The 14,731-nt window shown below is 31.5% G+C and carries 19 protein-coding genes and 1 riboswitch; of the genes, 1 reads left to right on the plus strand and 18 read right to left on the minus strand.

Going from position 1 to position 14,731, the window contains the following annotated elements; translation table 11 throughout:
• Positions 1–115: 115 nt before the first annotated feature.
• On the minus strand, positions 116–946 hold the full coding sequence (locus tag HMPREF3267_RS03390; RefSeq protein ID WP_002459026.1) for a lipoate--protein ligase family protein: 831 nt from the start codon (positions 944–946) through the stop codon (positions 116–118).
• Between the two features lie 150 nt (positions 947–1,096).
• On the opposite strand from HMPREF3267_RS03390, the gene HMPREF3267_RS03395 reads away from it, so the two are divergent.
• Positions 1,097–1,483 (plus strand): rhodanese-like domain-containing protein, encoded by a 387-nt coding sequence (locus HMPREF3267_RS03395; protein ID WP_002459025.1) that lies wholly within the window; start codon positions 1,097–1,099, stop codon positions 1,481–1,483.
• 305 nt (positions 1,484–1,788) lie between these two features.
• On the opposite strand, the gene gcvPB is transcribed toward HMPREF3267_RS03395, so the two are convergent.
• The 17 genes from gcvPB to rpmG all read right to left on the minus strand — a co-directional run bounded on the left by gcvPB (position 1,789) and on the right by rpmG (position 14,596).
• Positions 1,789–3,264 carry an aminomethyl-transferring glycine dehydrogenase subunit GcvPB gene (gene gcvPB / locus HMPREF3267_RS03400; protein WP_002478135.1) on the minus strand — a complete coding sequence of 492 codons (1,476 nt, stop codon included), beginning with the start codon at positions 3,262–3,264 and terminating at the stop codon, positions 1,789–1,791.
• Positions 3,254–4,603 carry an aminomethyl-transferring glycine dehydrogenase subunit GcvPA gene (gene gcvPA / locus HMPREF3267_RS03405; protein WP_002478134.1) on the minus strand — a complete coding sequence of 450 codons (1,350 nt, stop codon included), beginning with the start codon at positions 4,601–4,603 and terminating at the stop codon, positions 3,254–3,256. The genes gcvPB and gcvPA overlap by 11 nt, the downstream gene beginning before the upstream one ends.
• A 16-nt stretch (positions 4,604–4,619) precedes the next feature.
• A complete protein-coding gene (gcvT, locus tag HMPREF3267_RS03410; RefSeq protein WP_037544364.1) occupies positions 4,620–5,711 on the minus strand; it encodes a glycine cleavage system aminomethyltransferase GcvT in 1,092 nt (363 codons plus the stop codon).
• A 73-nt stretch (positions 5,712–5,784) separates the two neighbouring features.
• A riboswitch (glycine riboswitch) is annotated at positions 5,785–5,884 on the minus strand.
• Positions 5,881–6,399 (minus strand): shikimate kinase, encoded by a 519-nt coding sequence (locus HMPREF3267_RS03415; RefSeq protein ID WP_002459021.1) that lies wholly within the window; start codon positions 6,397–6,399, stop codon positions 5,881–5,883. (Overlaps the previous riboswitch by 4 nt.)
• Before the next feature lie 153 nt (positions 6,400–6,552).
• Positions 6,553–7,011, minus strand: coding sequence for a competence type IV pilus minor pilin ComGF (locus HMPREF3267_RS12835; RefSeq protein ID WP_014533299.1), 459 nt, complete (start codon positions 7,009–7,011; stop codon positions 6,553–6,555).
• Positions 6,974–7,267: a hypothetical protein gene (locus HMPREF3267_RS03430; protein ID WP_002459018.1), complete on the minus strand. Its 294-nt coding sequence runs from the start codon at positions 7,265–7,267 to the stop codon at positions 6,974–6,976. The genes HMPREF3267_RS12835 and HMPREF3267_RS03430 overlap by 38 nt, the downstream gene beginning before the upstream one ends.
• Positions 7,254–7,748: a competence type IV pilus minor pilin ComGD gene (comGD, locus tag HMPREF3267_RS03435; protein WP_225306455.1), complete on the minus strand. Its 495-nt coding sequence runs from the start codon at positions 7,746–7,748 to the stop codon at positions 7,254–7,256. Before comGD ends, HMPREF3267_RS03430 begins: the two co-directional genes overlap by 14 nt.
• Entirely contained in the window at positions 7,681–7,995 is a 315-nt protein-coding gene (gene comGC, locus HMPREF3267_RS03440; RefSeq protein WP_002459016.1) for a competence type IV pilus major pilin ComGC, read from the minus strand. Before comGC ends, comGD begins: the two co-directional genes overlap by 68 nt.
• Positions 7,996–8,009: 14 nt before the next feature.
• Positions 8,010–9,074: a competence type IV pilus assembly protein ComGB gene (gene comGB / locus HMPREF3267_RS03445; protein WP_002478130.1), complete on the minus strand. Its 1,065-nt coding sequence runs from the start codon at positions 9,072–9,074 to the stop codon at positions 8,010–8,012.
• On the minus strand, positions 9,046–10,020 hold the full coding sequence (gene comGA / locus HMPREF3267_RS03450) for a competence type IV pilus ATPase ComGA (RefSeq protein ID WP_002478129.1): 975 nt from the start codon (positions 10,018–10,020) through the stop codon (positions 9,046–9,048). Before comGA ends, comGB begins: the two co-directional genes overlap by 29 nt.
• Before the next feature lie 46 nt (positions 10,021–10,066).
• Positions 10,067–10,690 carry an MBL fold metallo-hydrolase gene (locus tag HMPREF3267_RS03455; protein ID WP_002459013.1) on the minus strand — a complete coding sequence of 208 codons (624 nt, stop codon included), beginning with the start codon at positions 10,688–10,690 and terminating at the stop codon, positions 10,067–10,069.
• Positions 10,691–10,693: 3 nt separating this feature from the next.
• The gene (locus HMPREF3267_RS03460; RefSeq protein ID WP_002459012.1) at positions 10,694–11,017 is read right to left on the minus strand and encodes an MTH1187 family thiamine-binding protein; all 324 of its coding nucleotides are present in this window, start codon (positions 11,015–11,017) and stop codon (positions 10,694–10,696) included.
• The gene (locus HMPREF3267_RS03465) at positions 11,017–12,003 is read right to left on the minus strand and encodes an ROK family glucokinase (RefSeq protein WP_002478128.1); all 987 of its coding nucleotides are present in this window, start codon (positions 12,001–12,003) and stop codon (positions 11,017–11,019) included. The genes HMPREF3267_RS03460 and HMPREF3267_RS03465 overlap by 1 nt, the downstream gene beginning before the upstream one ends.
• Positions 12,000–12,203, minus strand: a complete 204-nt coding sequence (locus HMPREF3267_RS03470; RefSeq protein ID WP_002459010.1) for a YqgQ family protein — start codon at positions 12,201–12,203, stop codon at positions 12,000–12,002. The genes HMPREF3267_RS03465 and HMPREF3267_RS03470 overlap by 4 nt, the downstream gene beginning before the upstream one ends.
• Positions 12,187–13,644 carry a rhomboid family protein gene (locus HMPREF3267_RS03475; protein WP_002478127.1) on the minus strand — a complete coding sequence of 486 codons (1,458 nt, stop codon included), beginning with the start codon at positions 13,642–13,644 and terminating at the stop codon, positions 12,187–12,189. Before HMPREF3267_RS03475 ends, HMPREF3267_RS03470 begins: the two co-directional genes overlap by 17 nt.
• A gap of 16 nt (positions 13,645–13,660) precedes the next feature.
• Positions 13,661–14,197, minus strand: coding sequence for a 5-formyltetrahydrofolate cyclo-ligase (locus HMPREF3267_RS03480; protein ID WP_002459008.1), 537 nt, complete (start codon positions 14,195–14,197; stop codon positions 13,661–13,663).
• A 249-nt stretch (positions 14,198–14,446) separates the two neighbouring features.
• Positions 14,447–14,596 carry a 50S ribosomal protein L33 gene (gene rpmG, locus HMPREF3267_RS03485; protein WP_001830957.1) on the minus strand — a complete coding sequence of 50 codons (150 nt, stop codon included), beginning with the start codon at positions 14,594–14,596 and terminating at the stop codon, positions 14,447–14,449.
• Between the last annotated feature and the right edge of the window lie 135 nt (positions 14,597–14,731).

Genomic DNA, 14,731 nt, shown 5'->3' on the forward strand with positions numbered 1-14,731 from the left:
CAATACGAAGTATTGTGAAAATAGAGAACAGCAGTAAGATATTTTCTAAAAATTATCTTACTGCTGTTTATTATGGATTTACACCGTCCCAGACCCTGTTTTATTAAAGAAGTGATTATTTTCTATAATTCCATTCATCTGAACGATATTTATCTTCGAGTTTTTTTACTTCTTGCAATTGTTCATCTGTTAAAGTGAGTGGCTTTAATTCTATACCTAATCCTTGTTTGAAACCTTTTTCAAATGCTTGTTCCATATCCGTGATAGAAATATAGTGATCAGCAATATCATTTAGGGCAACAGCTTTATCTACAAAAGCAGCTTTCATTTTACTTTTTAAACGCTCGTTTTTGAAGATAAACATATCAAATAATTCATCAACATCAACATCTTGAAGTAATGAACCGTGCTGAAGAATAACCCCTTTTTGTCTTGTTTGTGCACTTCCTGCAATTTTTCTCCCTTCAACTACCAATTCATACCAACTTGGTGCATCAAAGCATACTGCACTACGAGGTTGTTTAAGCTTTTCTCTTTCTTCTTTTGATTTAGGTATAGCAAAGTAAGCGTCTAACCCAAGTTCTTTATATCCTTCTAATAATCCCTGTGAAATAACGCGATACGCTTCTGTTACAGTAGAAGGCATATTAGGGTGAGATTCAGGAACAATAACACTGTATGTTAGTTCTTTATCATGAAGAACACCACGTCCTCCGGTTTGACGTCTTACAAGTCCGAAACCTTTTTCTTTTACTTTATCAATATCAATTTCTTTCGTTAATCGCTGAAAGTATCCCACTGATAATGTTGCAGGATTCCACGTATAAAAGCGAATAACTGGCCCAATGTCACCACTGGCAACAAAGTTTAATAAGGCTTCATCCATAGCCATATTATAAAAAGGATCATGACTACCAGTATTGATAAAATTCCATGTTTCAGTCATAAAAAAACTCCATTCACTAATCTATATATTTCTATGCTAGCATTAAAGTAAAATTACTAAAATAATTTACGGAATTAGCATTAAATTATTTTGATAATTTGCGCCAACAGTCTTATAATTATAATATCGGTAATTTAGGGAGGATGCAAGATGAATATCTCTTTGATCATTGCTATAGCGATTATTGTTTTAATCATTCTTTACATGCTATATAATTGGATTTTGAACAAAAGATCCGTAACAGAATTAGATCAAAATGAATTTCATAGTGGTCTAAGAAAAGCACAAGTGATAGATGTGCGAGAGAAAGTTGATTACGATTACGGACATATTAATGGTGCCCGAAATATTCCTATCACGATGTTTAAACAAAGATTTCAAGGTTTGAGAAAAGATCAACCTATTTATCTTTGTGATGCAAATGGTATCGCAAGTTATCGTGCTGCAAGAATATTAAAGAAAAATGGCTACAAAAACCTTTATATGTTAAAAGGTGGCTATAAAAAATGGACTGGTAAAATCAAGTCCAAAAAGTAATACGATAAAAATTAGATGCGTTTGGGACATCATTAGAAAAATTAGCCAGTAAGTGAGTTTCTTGTAAATTCATTTACTGGCTAATTTATTGACTACACTTCCTATGATTGGCTTTCTTAGAGGACAGCTTTCAGCCACTTCAACTCGCCCCGCTTGAAAAATGGCTTCGCATTTCTTTGTGCTGGGGCCCCGCCACTAGCAATGTGCGCTCATGTGTTTTTAATATATGGAACTAAGATATTGGATTTTAGAAAAAATAAATCCCTTATAGAGAAACGTGCTTGTCTATAAGGGATTATTTATGATTATTCTTTTTCAGCGTGCAAATTTTCGAATTTTAATACTGGTTTACGTGCTGCTTGTGTTTCATCCAAACGATCAATAATAGTGGTATGTGGTGCTTCTAATACTTTATCAGGATCGTTTTTTGCTTCTTCTGCAATTTCAATCATTGCATTAATAAAGTGGTCGAGTGTTTCTTTAGACTCAGTTTCTGTTGGTTCAATCATCATTCCCTCTTCAACATTTAATGGGAAATAGATTGTTGGTGGATGTACACCAAAGTCTAGTAGACGTTTTGCCATATCGAGTGTACGCACGCCATGTTCTTTTTGTTTAGAACCGCTAAGCACAAATTCATGTTTACAATACTGTTCATAAGGTATTTCAAAATAGTCTTTCAAACTAGCTTTAATATAGTTAGCATTTAATACTGCAGCTTCAGATACTTCTTTAAGACCTTCAGCACCCATCGTTCTGATGTAAGTATACGCTCTTAAATAAATACCAAAGTTACCGTAAAATGGTTTGACACGTCCAATAGAATTTTCAATGTCATTGTCGTATTTATATGTTTGCCCTTCTTTAATAACCATAGGTTTAGGTAAATAGCTAGCTAATTCTTTTTTTACACCAACTGGTCCAGAACCAGGGCCGCCACCACCATGTGGACCTGTAAATGTTTTGTGAAGGTTTAAGTGTACGGCATCAAATCCCATATCTCCTGGGCGTACTTTATCCATGATAGCGTTTAAGTTCGCACCATCATAATAAAGTAATCCTCCTGCTTCATGTACGATTTCACGAATTTCCATGATGTTTTTTTCGAAAATTCCTAATGTATTTGGATTAGTTAACATAATAGCTGCTGTATTTTCATTAACAACACGTTTCAAGTCATCAATATCAACTTCTCCACGTTCATTTGATTTTACAGTGACAGATTTAAATCCGGCAAATGATGCAGAAGCAGGATTTGTACCATGAGCAGAATCAGGAACAATAACTTCATCTCGATGGCCTTCACCATTTTTTTGATGATACGCTTTGAAAATCATTAATGCAGTCCATTCACCGTGAGCACCTGCAGCTGGTTGAAGTGTGACTTCATCCATGCCAGTTATTTCTTTAAGTTCTTCTTGTAGGCTATAAATAATTTCTAAAGAGCCTTGAACTTGATCCTCATCTTGGAGCGGATGAGATTCAGCAAATCCTGGAATACGTGCAACTTTTTCATTAATTTTTGGATTATACTTCATCGTACAAGAACCTAAAGGATAAAACCCAGAATCAACACCAAAGTTTTTGTTTGATAACTCTGTATAGTGACGAACTAAGTCTAACTCAGCAACTTCAGGTAATTCCGCTTTTTCTTTTCGGATAAATTTCTCATCTAAAATTGATGATACAGCGTCGGTTTTGATATCAGATTGTGGTAATGAATACGCATATCTTCCTTCTTTAGATCTTTCAAAAATTAATGGGCTAGATTTACTTACCATTTAACTCACCAGCTTTCTTAACGAATGTATCAATTTCTTCTTTTGTTCTTAATTCAGTAACTGCAATCAACATATGATTGTTCAAGTCATCTGATACGGCACCAAGATCAAATCCGCCAATAATACCTTCGTCTTTTAATTGAGCGTTGATATCTGCAATTGGTTTATCAAATTGAACCACAAATTCATTAAATGATGTACCATCTAAAACTTTAAAATCATGAGACTTAAATTGTTCTTTTGCATAATTTGCATGTTCTAGATTTTGAACTGCAATATCATAAATCCCTTGTTTACCAAGCGCAGACATAGCAATTGATGAAGCTAGTGCATTAAGTGCTTGGTTTGAACAAATGTTAGATGTGGCTTTATCACGACGAATGTGTTGTTCTCTAGCTTGTAAAGTTAAAACAAATCCACGATTTCCGTGGTCATCTTGTGTTTCCCCAACTAAACGACCTGGTACTTTACGCATTAACTTTTTGGTCGTTGCAAAATATCCACAATGTGGCCCACCAAATTGTGCTGGAATACCGAATGGTTGCGTATCGCCTACTACAATATCTGCACCAAATGAACCTGGAGGTGTCAGTAAGCCTAACGCTAATGGATTTGCATAGACGATAAATAATGCTTTTTTATTTTCAATAAATGAATGGATTTTTTCCAAGTCTTCAATTGATCCATAGAAATTAGGATATTGTACTGCAACTGCAGCTGTATTATCATCGATAGCTGCTTCTAATTTGTCTAAATCAGTAACTGTACCGTCAAGATCTACTTCAACAACTTCGAAATCTTTGCGTACTTTCACATACGTGTCTAAAACTTGTAATGCTTGATAATGTAAACCTTTAGATACAACGATTTTGTTTTTCTTAGTATGGTTAAAAGCTAAGATACAAGCTTCGGCAAAACTTGTTATGCCATCATACATTGAAGAATTGGCAACATCCATATTTGTTAATTCACAAATCAATGTTTGAAATTCAAAAATAGCCTGAAGCTCACCTTGAGAAATCTCGGGTTGATAAGGTGTATAAGCGGTATAGAATTCTGATCGTGAAATCATTGCATCTACGACAGATGGTGCGTAGTGATCATATACACCAGCGCCTAAAAATGAAGTATGCGTCTCTTTCGTAATGTTTTTATTTGCTATATTGTTTAAACGTTTCAATAAAGTGGTTTCAGACTCTCCACTAGCAATATTTAAATTCCTATTTAAAAGAATATCTTTAGGTACATCTCCAAATAGGTCATTAATAGATTTCGCACCAATAGTATCTAACATTTCTTGCTTATCTTTATCAGTTAATGGAATATAACGATGACTCAAAGTACACACCCCTTAATTATTTTTCAATTTGATTCTTTTTAACAATTTTAGCTTTTAATTGTCTTTTTCTAACTTGAACTAATAATTCCCGTCCCATTTCAAATTCGTCACGATTAATAATTGCTAAAGCAATAGATTTTCCAGATGTTGGTGATTGAGTACCAGAAGTGACTTCTCCAATCACGTTACCATCTAAATCCATAACTTCATAACCAGTACGAGCAATGCCTTTTTCTAATAATTCTAGGCCTACAGTTCTTCGTTTAGAACCATTTTCTTTTTGATCTTTCAAGACAGATTTACCGATAAAGTCTTCTTCAATTAAAGGTTTAGCTGCAAAGGCAATTCCGCCTTCATATGGTGTAATACTCTCTGTTAAATCTTGACCATGTAATGGCAACCCAGCTTCTAAACGTAATGTATCACGTGCACCAAGGCCACATGGTACAACATCGTGTTCTAACAAGCCGTTCCAAATATCAACAGTATCATTAATATCACAATAGATTTCAAAGCCGTCTTCACCAGTATATCCAGATTGTGATAGAATTACATTTTTTCCTAATAATTTTACATTTTGTTTGAATTCAAAAGGTTTCATTTCACTAACATCTATATCAACTAATTGACTGACTAAATCTCTTGCTTTTGGTCCTTGAATAGCTAATTGACCATATTTGTCTGAAACATTTGATACTGTCACATCAAACTTTGAACTTTGCTTTTCTATCCAAGTAAAGTCTTTATCAGTATTTGCAGCATTGACGATTAATAAATAATCATTATTTTCTAATTTATAAATTACTAAATCATCAATGACACCGCCTTCTTCATTACATAAAGCAGTGTATTGAGCTTTATTATCAGTTAAGTTGTTTGTATCATTTGAAAGTAAATATTGGACAAATTTACTAGCATCATTACCTTTAATAGCTATTTCTCCCATATGACTGACATCGAACAACCCAATATCATATCGAACTGCTTTATGTTCATCTTTAATACTAGTAAATTGAACAGGCATAGCCCATCCACCGAATTCTACAATCTTAGCACCACTATCTACATAGTTTTGATACAATGGTGTTTTTTTTAATTCGCTTGTCATTTAAAAACCCCCTATTATTTTATAAAAAAACAGGATAGCCAAAGCTACCCTGTTTATAAACGAATTCAGGATGCGTTACAGTATTATCCTTTTGCCTGAGAGTTTCGTTTATACAACTTGCACCTTCGGCGACAAAGTAGTTTAACTACTTTATGCTCTCTAATACTGATCAATCGCGATTTATGCTATTGATAATCTCTTCATAAAGTTGTTGAATAGAAAAACTACTATTCACTTTTATGAATGCGATTTCATTATATCTTGAAACCCTTGTTAAATACAAGCTTTTTAATTGGGATTTGGTTTTGCTTTTAGCATTAGGTCGATGTGAATCGTTAACAATTCTTTGATAAATTATATCGATGTCGCAATCTAACCATATCACATTTTGTTGCGTTTTTAGATAATGAAAGGAAGCATCATTTTCAATAATTCCCCCACCTGTTGCAATAATATCAAATTGCTGTAACGCTTCTTTTAAGTAATGATATTCTAACTCACGAAAATGTTGTTCGCCACGTGTTGCAAATATTTCAGGTATTGATTGCTGCTCGTTTATTTCAATGAATTGATCTAAGTCAACAAAAGATAGAGTGAGCTTTTGAGCCATAAATTGTGCTAACGTTGATTTTCCAGTACCCATAAATCCAATAAAAATAATTGGTTTTGTAAAATTAAACAATGTCATCTTCCTTTTTTGAACGTCTCAATAATCTGATTATTGTAATACATTTCTAAATTATTTAAAGTCTTAAGCTTTACTGTATATTGTACCGTATATAAAAATAAAAGTGATAGATAAATTGTAAAAATTACAAGAAGCGCGATACTTATAAAAGCTTTATTGTGATAGGTATAAGTTTTTTTCATAAATATTCATGACACCTCCACTTTGCAAATGAATTTTAATAAATTGATGGTTCACAATAGTAAAGGACGCTGACTGTACATCGTTTAATAAAATAATATTACCTTTGTGTGGATATTCTAAAATTATTTTATGAGATTGATATTTGAGCCATAGTAATTCATGATTCTTTTTTATCAGTATCTTCTGAGGAGTTTTGACTTCAAAAGTAGCATGCTGAAAAACTTTATTTTGGTGTAATGATATAGCAAATAATTCATATTCAACATCAAAAGCATTCGTTGCTTGATGAAAATAGTAATTTGCATTATGAATAAAGAGAGGAAGCAACATACAGAGGGTGAAGGTTATAAAAAGGGTTAATAGCATCTCAATTAACGTAAATGAAGCGATCCTAAATTTTAATACATGTTTTAATATGTGTCTGTGCATTTAAACCACAAATTGATGATGAGTTTAAATGAATATAATACTCATCAACAGTAACTCCTTTAGCTAATTCTTGAAATTTGTAGTGCTTAACTGCGTTTAGCATGACGTTTAAATTATCCAAATGATATAACTCCTCTTGATAATTATTATTTAATTGTTGAAATGAACTGATTATCGTCGTATATATTAAAACAACGATTAACAGTCCGAATAGACTATCAATAAGTAGTACACCTTGAAGTCTATATTTTTTCATAACGTATTCTCCCTTGGTCGATATTAAAAATTATTCTATAAGTTGCAGTTGGATATTTTATATAAAGAGAACCAAATTGGTTGATTTCTCCTTGGGCATTGAAAGTTAGAAGTGAAATATTAGATATACGGTAAATATAACCATTAGAGATACTAAAATGATACTTTTGACCATGTTGTTCAATCACTTTTATTTGATTACTGTTTTTTGAAAATAATAAAGTAATGGATTGATGATTCCGAAGTGCTTTAGATTTATAAAAGTCAAATTGATTGATTAGTAATGTTACATTATTATTGTGAGCAGATTGAATGTAATGATAAGTTGAAAGATAGCTTATTGAGATGAAAAGAAGAAGTTGTATGATAAATAAGGCAAGCATTGTTTCAATTAAAGTGAATGCTTTAGCTTTGTTAATTTGCAACTGCCTCACCATTTGATATGCTGATGGTTTCCCCAGATTTGCAATTCTTTTGACCATCTTTAATAAAACCCTCAGAAATTAAATCATCAATGCTTTTTGGAGATCCATTATGCTTTAGAGTATAGGCTTCTATTTGGCTATTGACCATCTTTACTTGTGCTTCACAACCTGTTGATTGTACATGTGCTGTTTGTTTGGCAATGTTTGGAATAATTAAGATAAGCAAGACACTAATAATTAGTAATACTAATAACATTTCTATTAGTGTAAACGCTTTGCATTTTTTATAAAAAGAAAATTTCATAATTAGCTCCTTTATTATTTAATTGTTTGAATCAAATTGAACATTGGTAACATGATGACTAGATAAATAGTGATGATAAAGCAACCTAAAATAATAAAGATGAAAGGCTGAATAAATTTTAAATGTTTATTGACTCTTTCTTCAAATTGCTGAATAAGGATTTGACTATAAAAGTGCAATTCCATATCTAATTTGCCACTCTTTTCTCCTTGTTCTAAAAATTTAATTAAATCATTTTGAAAACAAGCTTCATCTTTGAGAATTTGTGATAATGATTGACCTTGATTAGATTTTTCTAATAATCGCTGTCCAAGGTAATTTAAAAACATATCATTGTTCTGCTCAGTATATATAGATACTATTTTTTGAAGTGATATACCATTCTTATAAAACAATGCTAGTTCGTTAGCTAATTTATATGTCATTAGCAATTTATAATAGTTGTTAGCAATAGGTATATGAGTTATAAATTGTATTTGCTTATATACATCGATACGTTTTAAAAAGTATTTTATTATGAGTACAGAAATCATTAATAAAGTTGAGAATAGTAAAATAATATTAGGTAGGTAGCTGATAAGTATTGTAAGGAGATGTTGTCCTCGTGATACAGGAACATTCATAGTGTCATAAAGTTGTGTAAATTGAGGTAAGACAGTTAATTTTAAAGTTGTCAGTATGCCAAGAAAAACAATAATTAAAACGATTGGATATTGTATGGTTTTAATAAACCGTTCTTTTGCTTTGATATGTCGTTGCATATATTGAGCTGTTTGTCTTAATGAATTAGTAAATTCACCATACTGTTCTGCAAAATAAATTTGTGAAAGAATACCTGGAGAAAATGTTAATAATTTTAAAACTTCGTAGCAATTACCTCCGCTTTTTATAGTGCTTATTACTTGTGATGCTAACTGTACATTTTTAGAAAGATAATAAAAATTAAGGAATTTAAAGCTTTCAAGTAATGTAAAACCATTGTCTAACAGATTACACAAGCTTAATAACAACTCTGCTTGTTGTTTGTGAGTTAAAGGCTTGCGATGATAATTAAGTATATTTATTAGCAGTTTCTTCACAAATGACCCCTTCTTTTGACATGTTACCAATTAACTGTGATAAATGATGAAATGATTTAGGCAAGGTATGATTATGTTCAAAAAAGTATTCTATTTGATGATTTATCATCATTTCGCAAACCAATGCTCGTTGTTGATTTAGGGTGGTAATGAGTCTTTGATTAGAGATTAAATTAATTGATTGACATATTTCTTGAACTGAAATTCCCATTTCTAATAATCTTAATAAAGTTCCTTTGCAGTTGTTTGCGTGAATTGTAGATAATACTAAATGGCCACTTAAACTTGCCTGAATAACACATTTTGCGATACTGGCATCTCTAATTTCGCCAATTAAGATAACATCAGGATCACAGCGCAGAATAGCTTTAAATGTTGATACATAATTAATGCCTGCTTTATCATTTACAGATACTTGTGTAATGCCTGATATCAACTGTTCAACTGGATCTTCAATTGTAATAACATTTAAATTAAGCTCTTGTTGTGCATATAAAACCATTTGATACATCAGTGTACTTTTACCAGATCCAGTTGGACCACTAAATAATAACAATCCTTGCTTTTTATTCATAAACTGTTTGAAATCATTAAATTGGTAACACGTTTTATGTTGTTGAAAGTATTGTGGTACGATACGAATGACGCAACTTTCTGTACCTAATGATAGTGGTAAAGTTGAGATTCTTAAGTAATATTGTTGCTTATATTGATAGGTATATCTTCCACTTTGGGCGATTTGATGTGTTGATACATCTAAGCCAGCTTGAAATTTCATAAACGTTAACAGTTTAGTATAGATGCTTAAATTTAATTCTTCATAATCTACAAGTTGGTCATTAACACGAAATTTAATGATGACAGTAGTTTGACTTGGAATAAAGTGAATATCACTTGCATTCTGTTGTATCGCTTTGTTAACAATTTCCTTAAATAATATTTTCATAAAAGCACCTCCTACATATATAAACGTAGGAGGTGTTATTTTTACTTTAACCATTTAAATAGGGATTTAATTGTTCATCATCAACTGTCGTATAATCTCCGTGTCCAGGGAACAAAGGTAAATCGCCATCTAATTCAAAGAGTTTATCTTTGATAGAGTCAACTAATGTTTCGTAATCACCACGATATAAATCTGTTCGTCCTATGCCATTATTAAATAGTGTATCACCAACTATTGCAAAGTCATTAAAGACATAAGATAAACTACCTGGAGAATGTCCTGGTGTATGCAAGACATCAAACTCAAAGCCTTGAATATTTGCATGGCCTTCTTGAAGCGGCTTAGGTTTAGCTGTGCTAACAACTATTGGCATACCATATTGTTGGAATTTTTCAGATCCGTTCTTTTCTGGTGTAGTCAGAAAGCTGAATTCTTCATCATTCATATATAGGGGAACTGGATATTTTGCTAATACTTCATCAAGTGCGCCTATATGATCAAAATGCGCATGTGTTAATAAAACAGCTTGTAATGGTTTGTTAATTTGATTTAATTTTTTAAAGATTTTATCTACTTCACCTGCGGGATCAAATAAAATAACGGAATGATCATTTTCAACAAAATAAGTATTGGTATCAACTAAACCTAACGTTAGTTTTGAAATTCTCATAATTTATTCACCTTTGTTGTCCAAATGTTTTTGGACAGATTTTAGTTTATCATTCATTTTACGTTTTTTATCTCTTCGATCATCTATACGTAAATTCGTACAAACTCGGTCTAATCCTTTATCAAATGGTAATTCGTGTATGGCTTGTACTACTTCAAATAAATCTTTTAAATCGCCTTCTATTAAAGTATTCATAGGTGTTAATTGATAATCAATTTTCCCTTGGTCTTTAAACTCTTTTAATTTTGTTTGTATTTCTGCAATATATTTACTTACACTTGGTCCTTCTGTACCTACTGGAATAACAACTACATCTACAATAGCCATTATTTAACACCATCCTTTTCAATAATATAAGTTTTAATTAAACCGGCAGCGCCTGTAATACCAGCATCATTACCTAGTTTAGCTTGAACAATCTCTGTATTGTGCTGAGCCGGTTTGAACGCATAATGATGAAAATCAGTTTTGATGTTTTCTATTAATATTGCACCTGCTGTAGACATACCACCACCTAGCACAATATATTTAGGGTTACTAGTTACACTAATGATACTACATAAATAGCCAATATGATTAGCAACCTTTTCAGTGATAAAAATACAGAATTGATCACCAGCTTTTGCTGCATCAAAAACTGCTTTTGCAGTAACTTTATTTTCTTTAATTAAAGGTAAAATTGATGATTTAAAAGTTAATTTTGGATAATAAAAGTTAACTAAATTAACCACACCAGTAGCTGAAGCAACAGTTTCAATACAACCAGCATGTCCACAATTACAATCAAATCTTTGATCAAAATCTGTTCGAATGTGTCCTAATTCCGCACCTGAACCATTGTGTCCATGAACTAATTTTCCGTTAGAGATTACGCCTCCGCCAAGTCCAGTACCAAGTGTAATAGCTACAACATCATCGGCACCTTTGCCGGCACCTTTATGTTTTTCGCCAAGTGCTGCAACATTAGCATCATTATCTACATAAATTGGACAATCAAGCATTTTGGAAAAAATTTCTCTTACATTTACATGGTTTGTCCAATGTAGATTAACAGCACCATATACAACACCACTTTCAAAATCAACAGGACCAGGAACTCCTATCCCAAGGCCTATTACATTGTCCATTGTGTAATTTTGTTGTGGTAGTTGTTTTTCAAATGATTGTTTAATTTGTGTTAATAATGTCACACCTGATGGATCAGAAGTATCTGTATGAATCGACCATTTTTTTAATTGATTCAATTGTTCATCAAAGATGCCTAGTTTACAAGTTGTGCCACCAATATCTGCTGCTAAAATTATGTTCTTCATTTGTGTTCATTCCTTCTTTGGTTAATAATCAATAAACTTTTTAAATAAGTATCTTTTGAAATAAGCTGATAATCAAATAAGCTTCTAATCTCTTGTGCCATCATTTCACACGTATCTTTTGGATTTTTAAAATAAATAATATAGCCAAATTCTTTAAGTAATTGTTGAACATCATAAAAACTATTAATTTTTGTCTTCATTGACTATTTTCAACTCTTTTTTTAAATTTAAATAATCCGCATTGTTGGGTTCTACCTTTAAAGCATGATTAATATATTTTTCAGCTTTTTTATTGTCACTAAGTGATCGATTTGCGATAGCTAATTCATAATTTAATAATCCTGAATTAGGATAATTGCGCAATCCCCTTTCCCACTCAGCGATGCTCTCAGCTTTAGATTTGGTAGCTGCTGTAATTAACCCCTTTAAATAGTATGTTTTAGCATCATCATAATGATTATCCAACGTCTGTGAAACTATTTTTTCGGCTTCGTTATAGTTATAATGATTCATTTCATCTTCTATAAGAATATTGTAAATATTATCTTCTTTAATCGTGAATATTCTAACCTGCAATAAAATGAAAAGTATTAAAAATACGATTAAGAGCAACCAAAAAATATTCCGATTCGCTTTATAATAATAGCCTATATAGATTAGTAATAAGCCAGATATAAAACCACCAAGGTGTGCCATGATATTAACGTTTGATAATAACAGCGAAAACCCAATTAGTATAACTAATGCAATCAATAATTGGCCAATCATCTTACGAGAATAAACTTTACTTATTATCATCATTGCTATTATGGCACCTATAAGCCCAAAAATTGCCCCACTAGCACCAGCTGAAACAGTATCAGTATTAAAAGACAAAGATAAAAAATTTCCGAAAAGTCCAGAAATAATATATAAAATCAACATTTTCATTGGGCCTATAATCGCTTCAACAATTTTACCAAATATAAAAAGCGATAGCATATTCATCAATATATGTTCAAAATTAAAGTGTAAGAACATCGAAGTAATAAGTCTATACCATTCTCCATGAACAACGTTAAAGTGGACTAAACCACCCATGTCTAAGAGCTTTATATTTGAAAAGCGATTTAATAGTAATATCATGCTAAGCCAAATTACAATATTTATAGTAATTAAACTATAGGTAGCAGGAGAAAATTTTGCCATATATTTGTCTAGAGGATTTTGATTTAGCACTCTTTTTTTGTAATAAGCTGTTGTTTTACTATCTTTTTTATTAAAAAGACGACGTAAAAATTTATTCGGTATACATTGTTGCGCATCAGCTTCAGACGCTATTATTTTAACACTTATTTTTAACGGCTGTAATTCTTGTAAATCTTCAATGGGGACAGGTTTGTCCGAAAAGTAGTAAAAATCACAGGTTTTTGGTTGGAAGTTAAATTTTAGCGCAATATCATTGATGTTTTCTTTAATCTTTGATTTGTCAAATCTAATTTCTTGTGATGAGTTAACGGTATCTTTAATAATAATGAGAGACTGTTTTTTTCTATTGCATAACCATAGTTCATGCTGTTCGCTATTTTGATATATATAGTCATAGTTTAAATATCTAATCCAGTAATAACTTGATTTCCAATAAAGTTTTTCTAATTTCATGGCGTCCTCCATAGCGCTATGTTGTATAAATAATTAATTGATCCACAGCCTGATCATAATAATCAGTTGCAAAGTTCACGATTTGGAAATCATAAACTAAACTAATCGTATGAGAAGGATGTTCACTTAAAAAGCGGTCATAATATCCGCCCCCGTAGCCTATTCTATATCCGTCTTTATTAAAGGCTACACCAGGGACAATAATTAAATCTAACTCATTGGTTGTAGCCGTGTTTGAAGTAGAATAATTAATTCCTTTTGCATCTTTACTTATATCATTTAATGATAATAATTGCTTAAATGTCATATGATTTTCATTATAATCAGTGTGAGGAACATATATTTGTTTTCCCATTTTAATTGCCGTTTCTATAATGTCATATGTATTCACTTCATGGGGCATAGAAAGCACGATAGAAATTTTTTGAGCTTTTTGAAATACTTCTTGCTGGAATAATTGACCCTTTAGCCATAGGTCTGCAGTTTTTTTAGAAGAAGCATCAAAAGATTTCATCTTTGAAATCATATTTTGACGAATTTGTTTTTTAGTCAATCTATCACCCTCTTATCCACTTATTATAACGTTTATAAAATATATTGTCATTTATACAAAACGATAATTTGTAATAATTAAAACGGTTTGAACATAAATAAAACGGATTAAAATTGCAACACCTAAATCTTTTTATCTGTATGATTTCTATTCAAAGCCAATAAAAAAGCCAGTAAATGAATTTACAAAACTCACTTACTGGCTAATTTATCTAGGAATAATGTCCTAGCTTGTCAAACCATTACCAAATTATTTAGTTTCACGGTGTAAAGTATGTTTATTATCACGTGAACAATATTTTTTCATTTCAACACGTTCAGGATTATTTCTTTTGTTTTTAGTTGAGATGTAGTTTCTGTCACCACATTCTGTACAAGCTAATGTAACGTTTACGCGCATGATTATACCTCCTTACCTTATCTAAATACGACTTATTAATCATACCACTATCATACTTAATTGAAAAGTACTATTTTTAATTGGCTGTGTTAATAGCTGCTAAATGAACACCTATACTTCTGCAATGAATATTAA

Source organism: Staphylococcus sp. HMSC62D11 (genome assembly GCF_001839145.1).
Classification (GTDB): domain Bacteria; phylum Bacillota; class Bacilli; order Staphylococcales; family Staphylococcaceae; genus Staphylococcus; species Staphylococcus lugdunensis.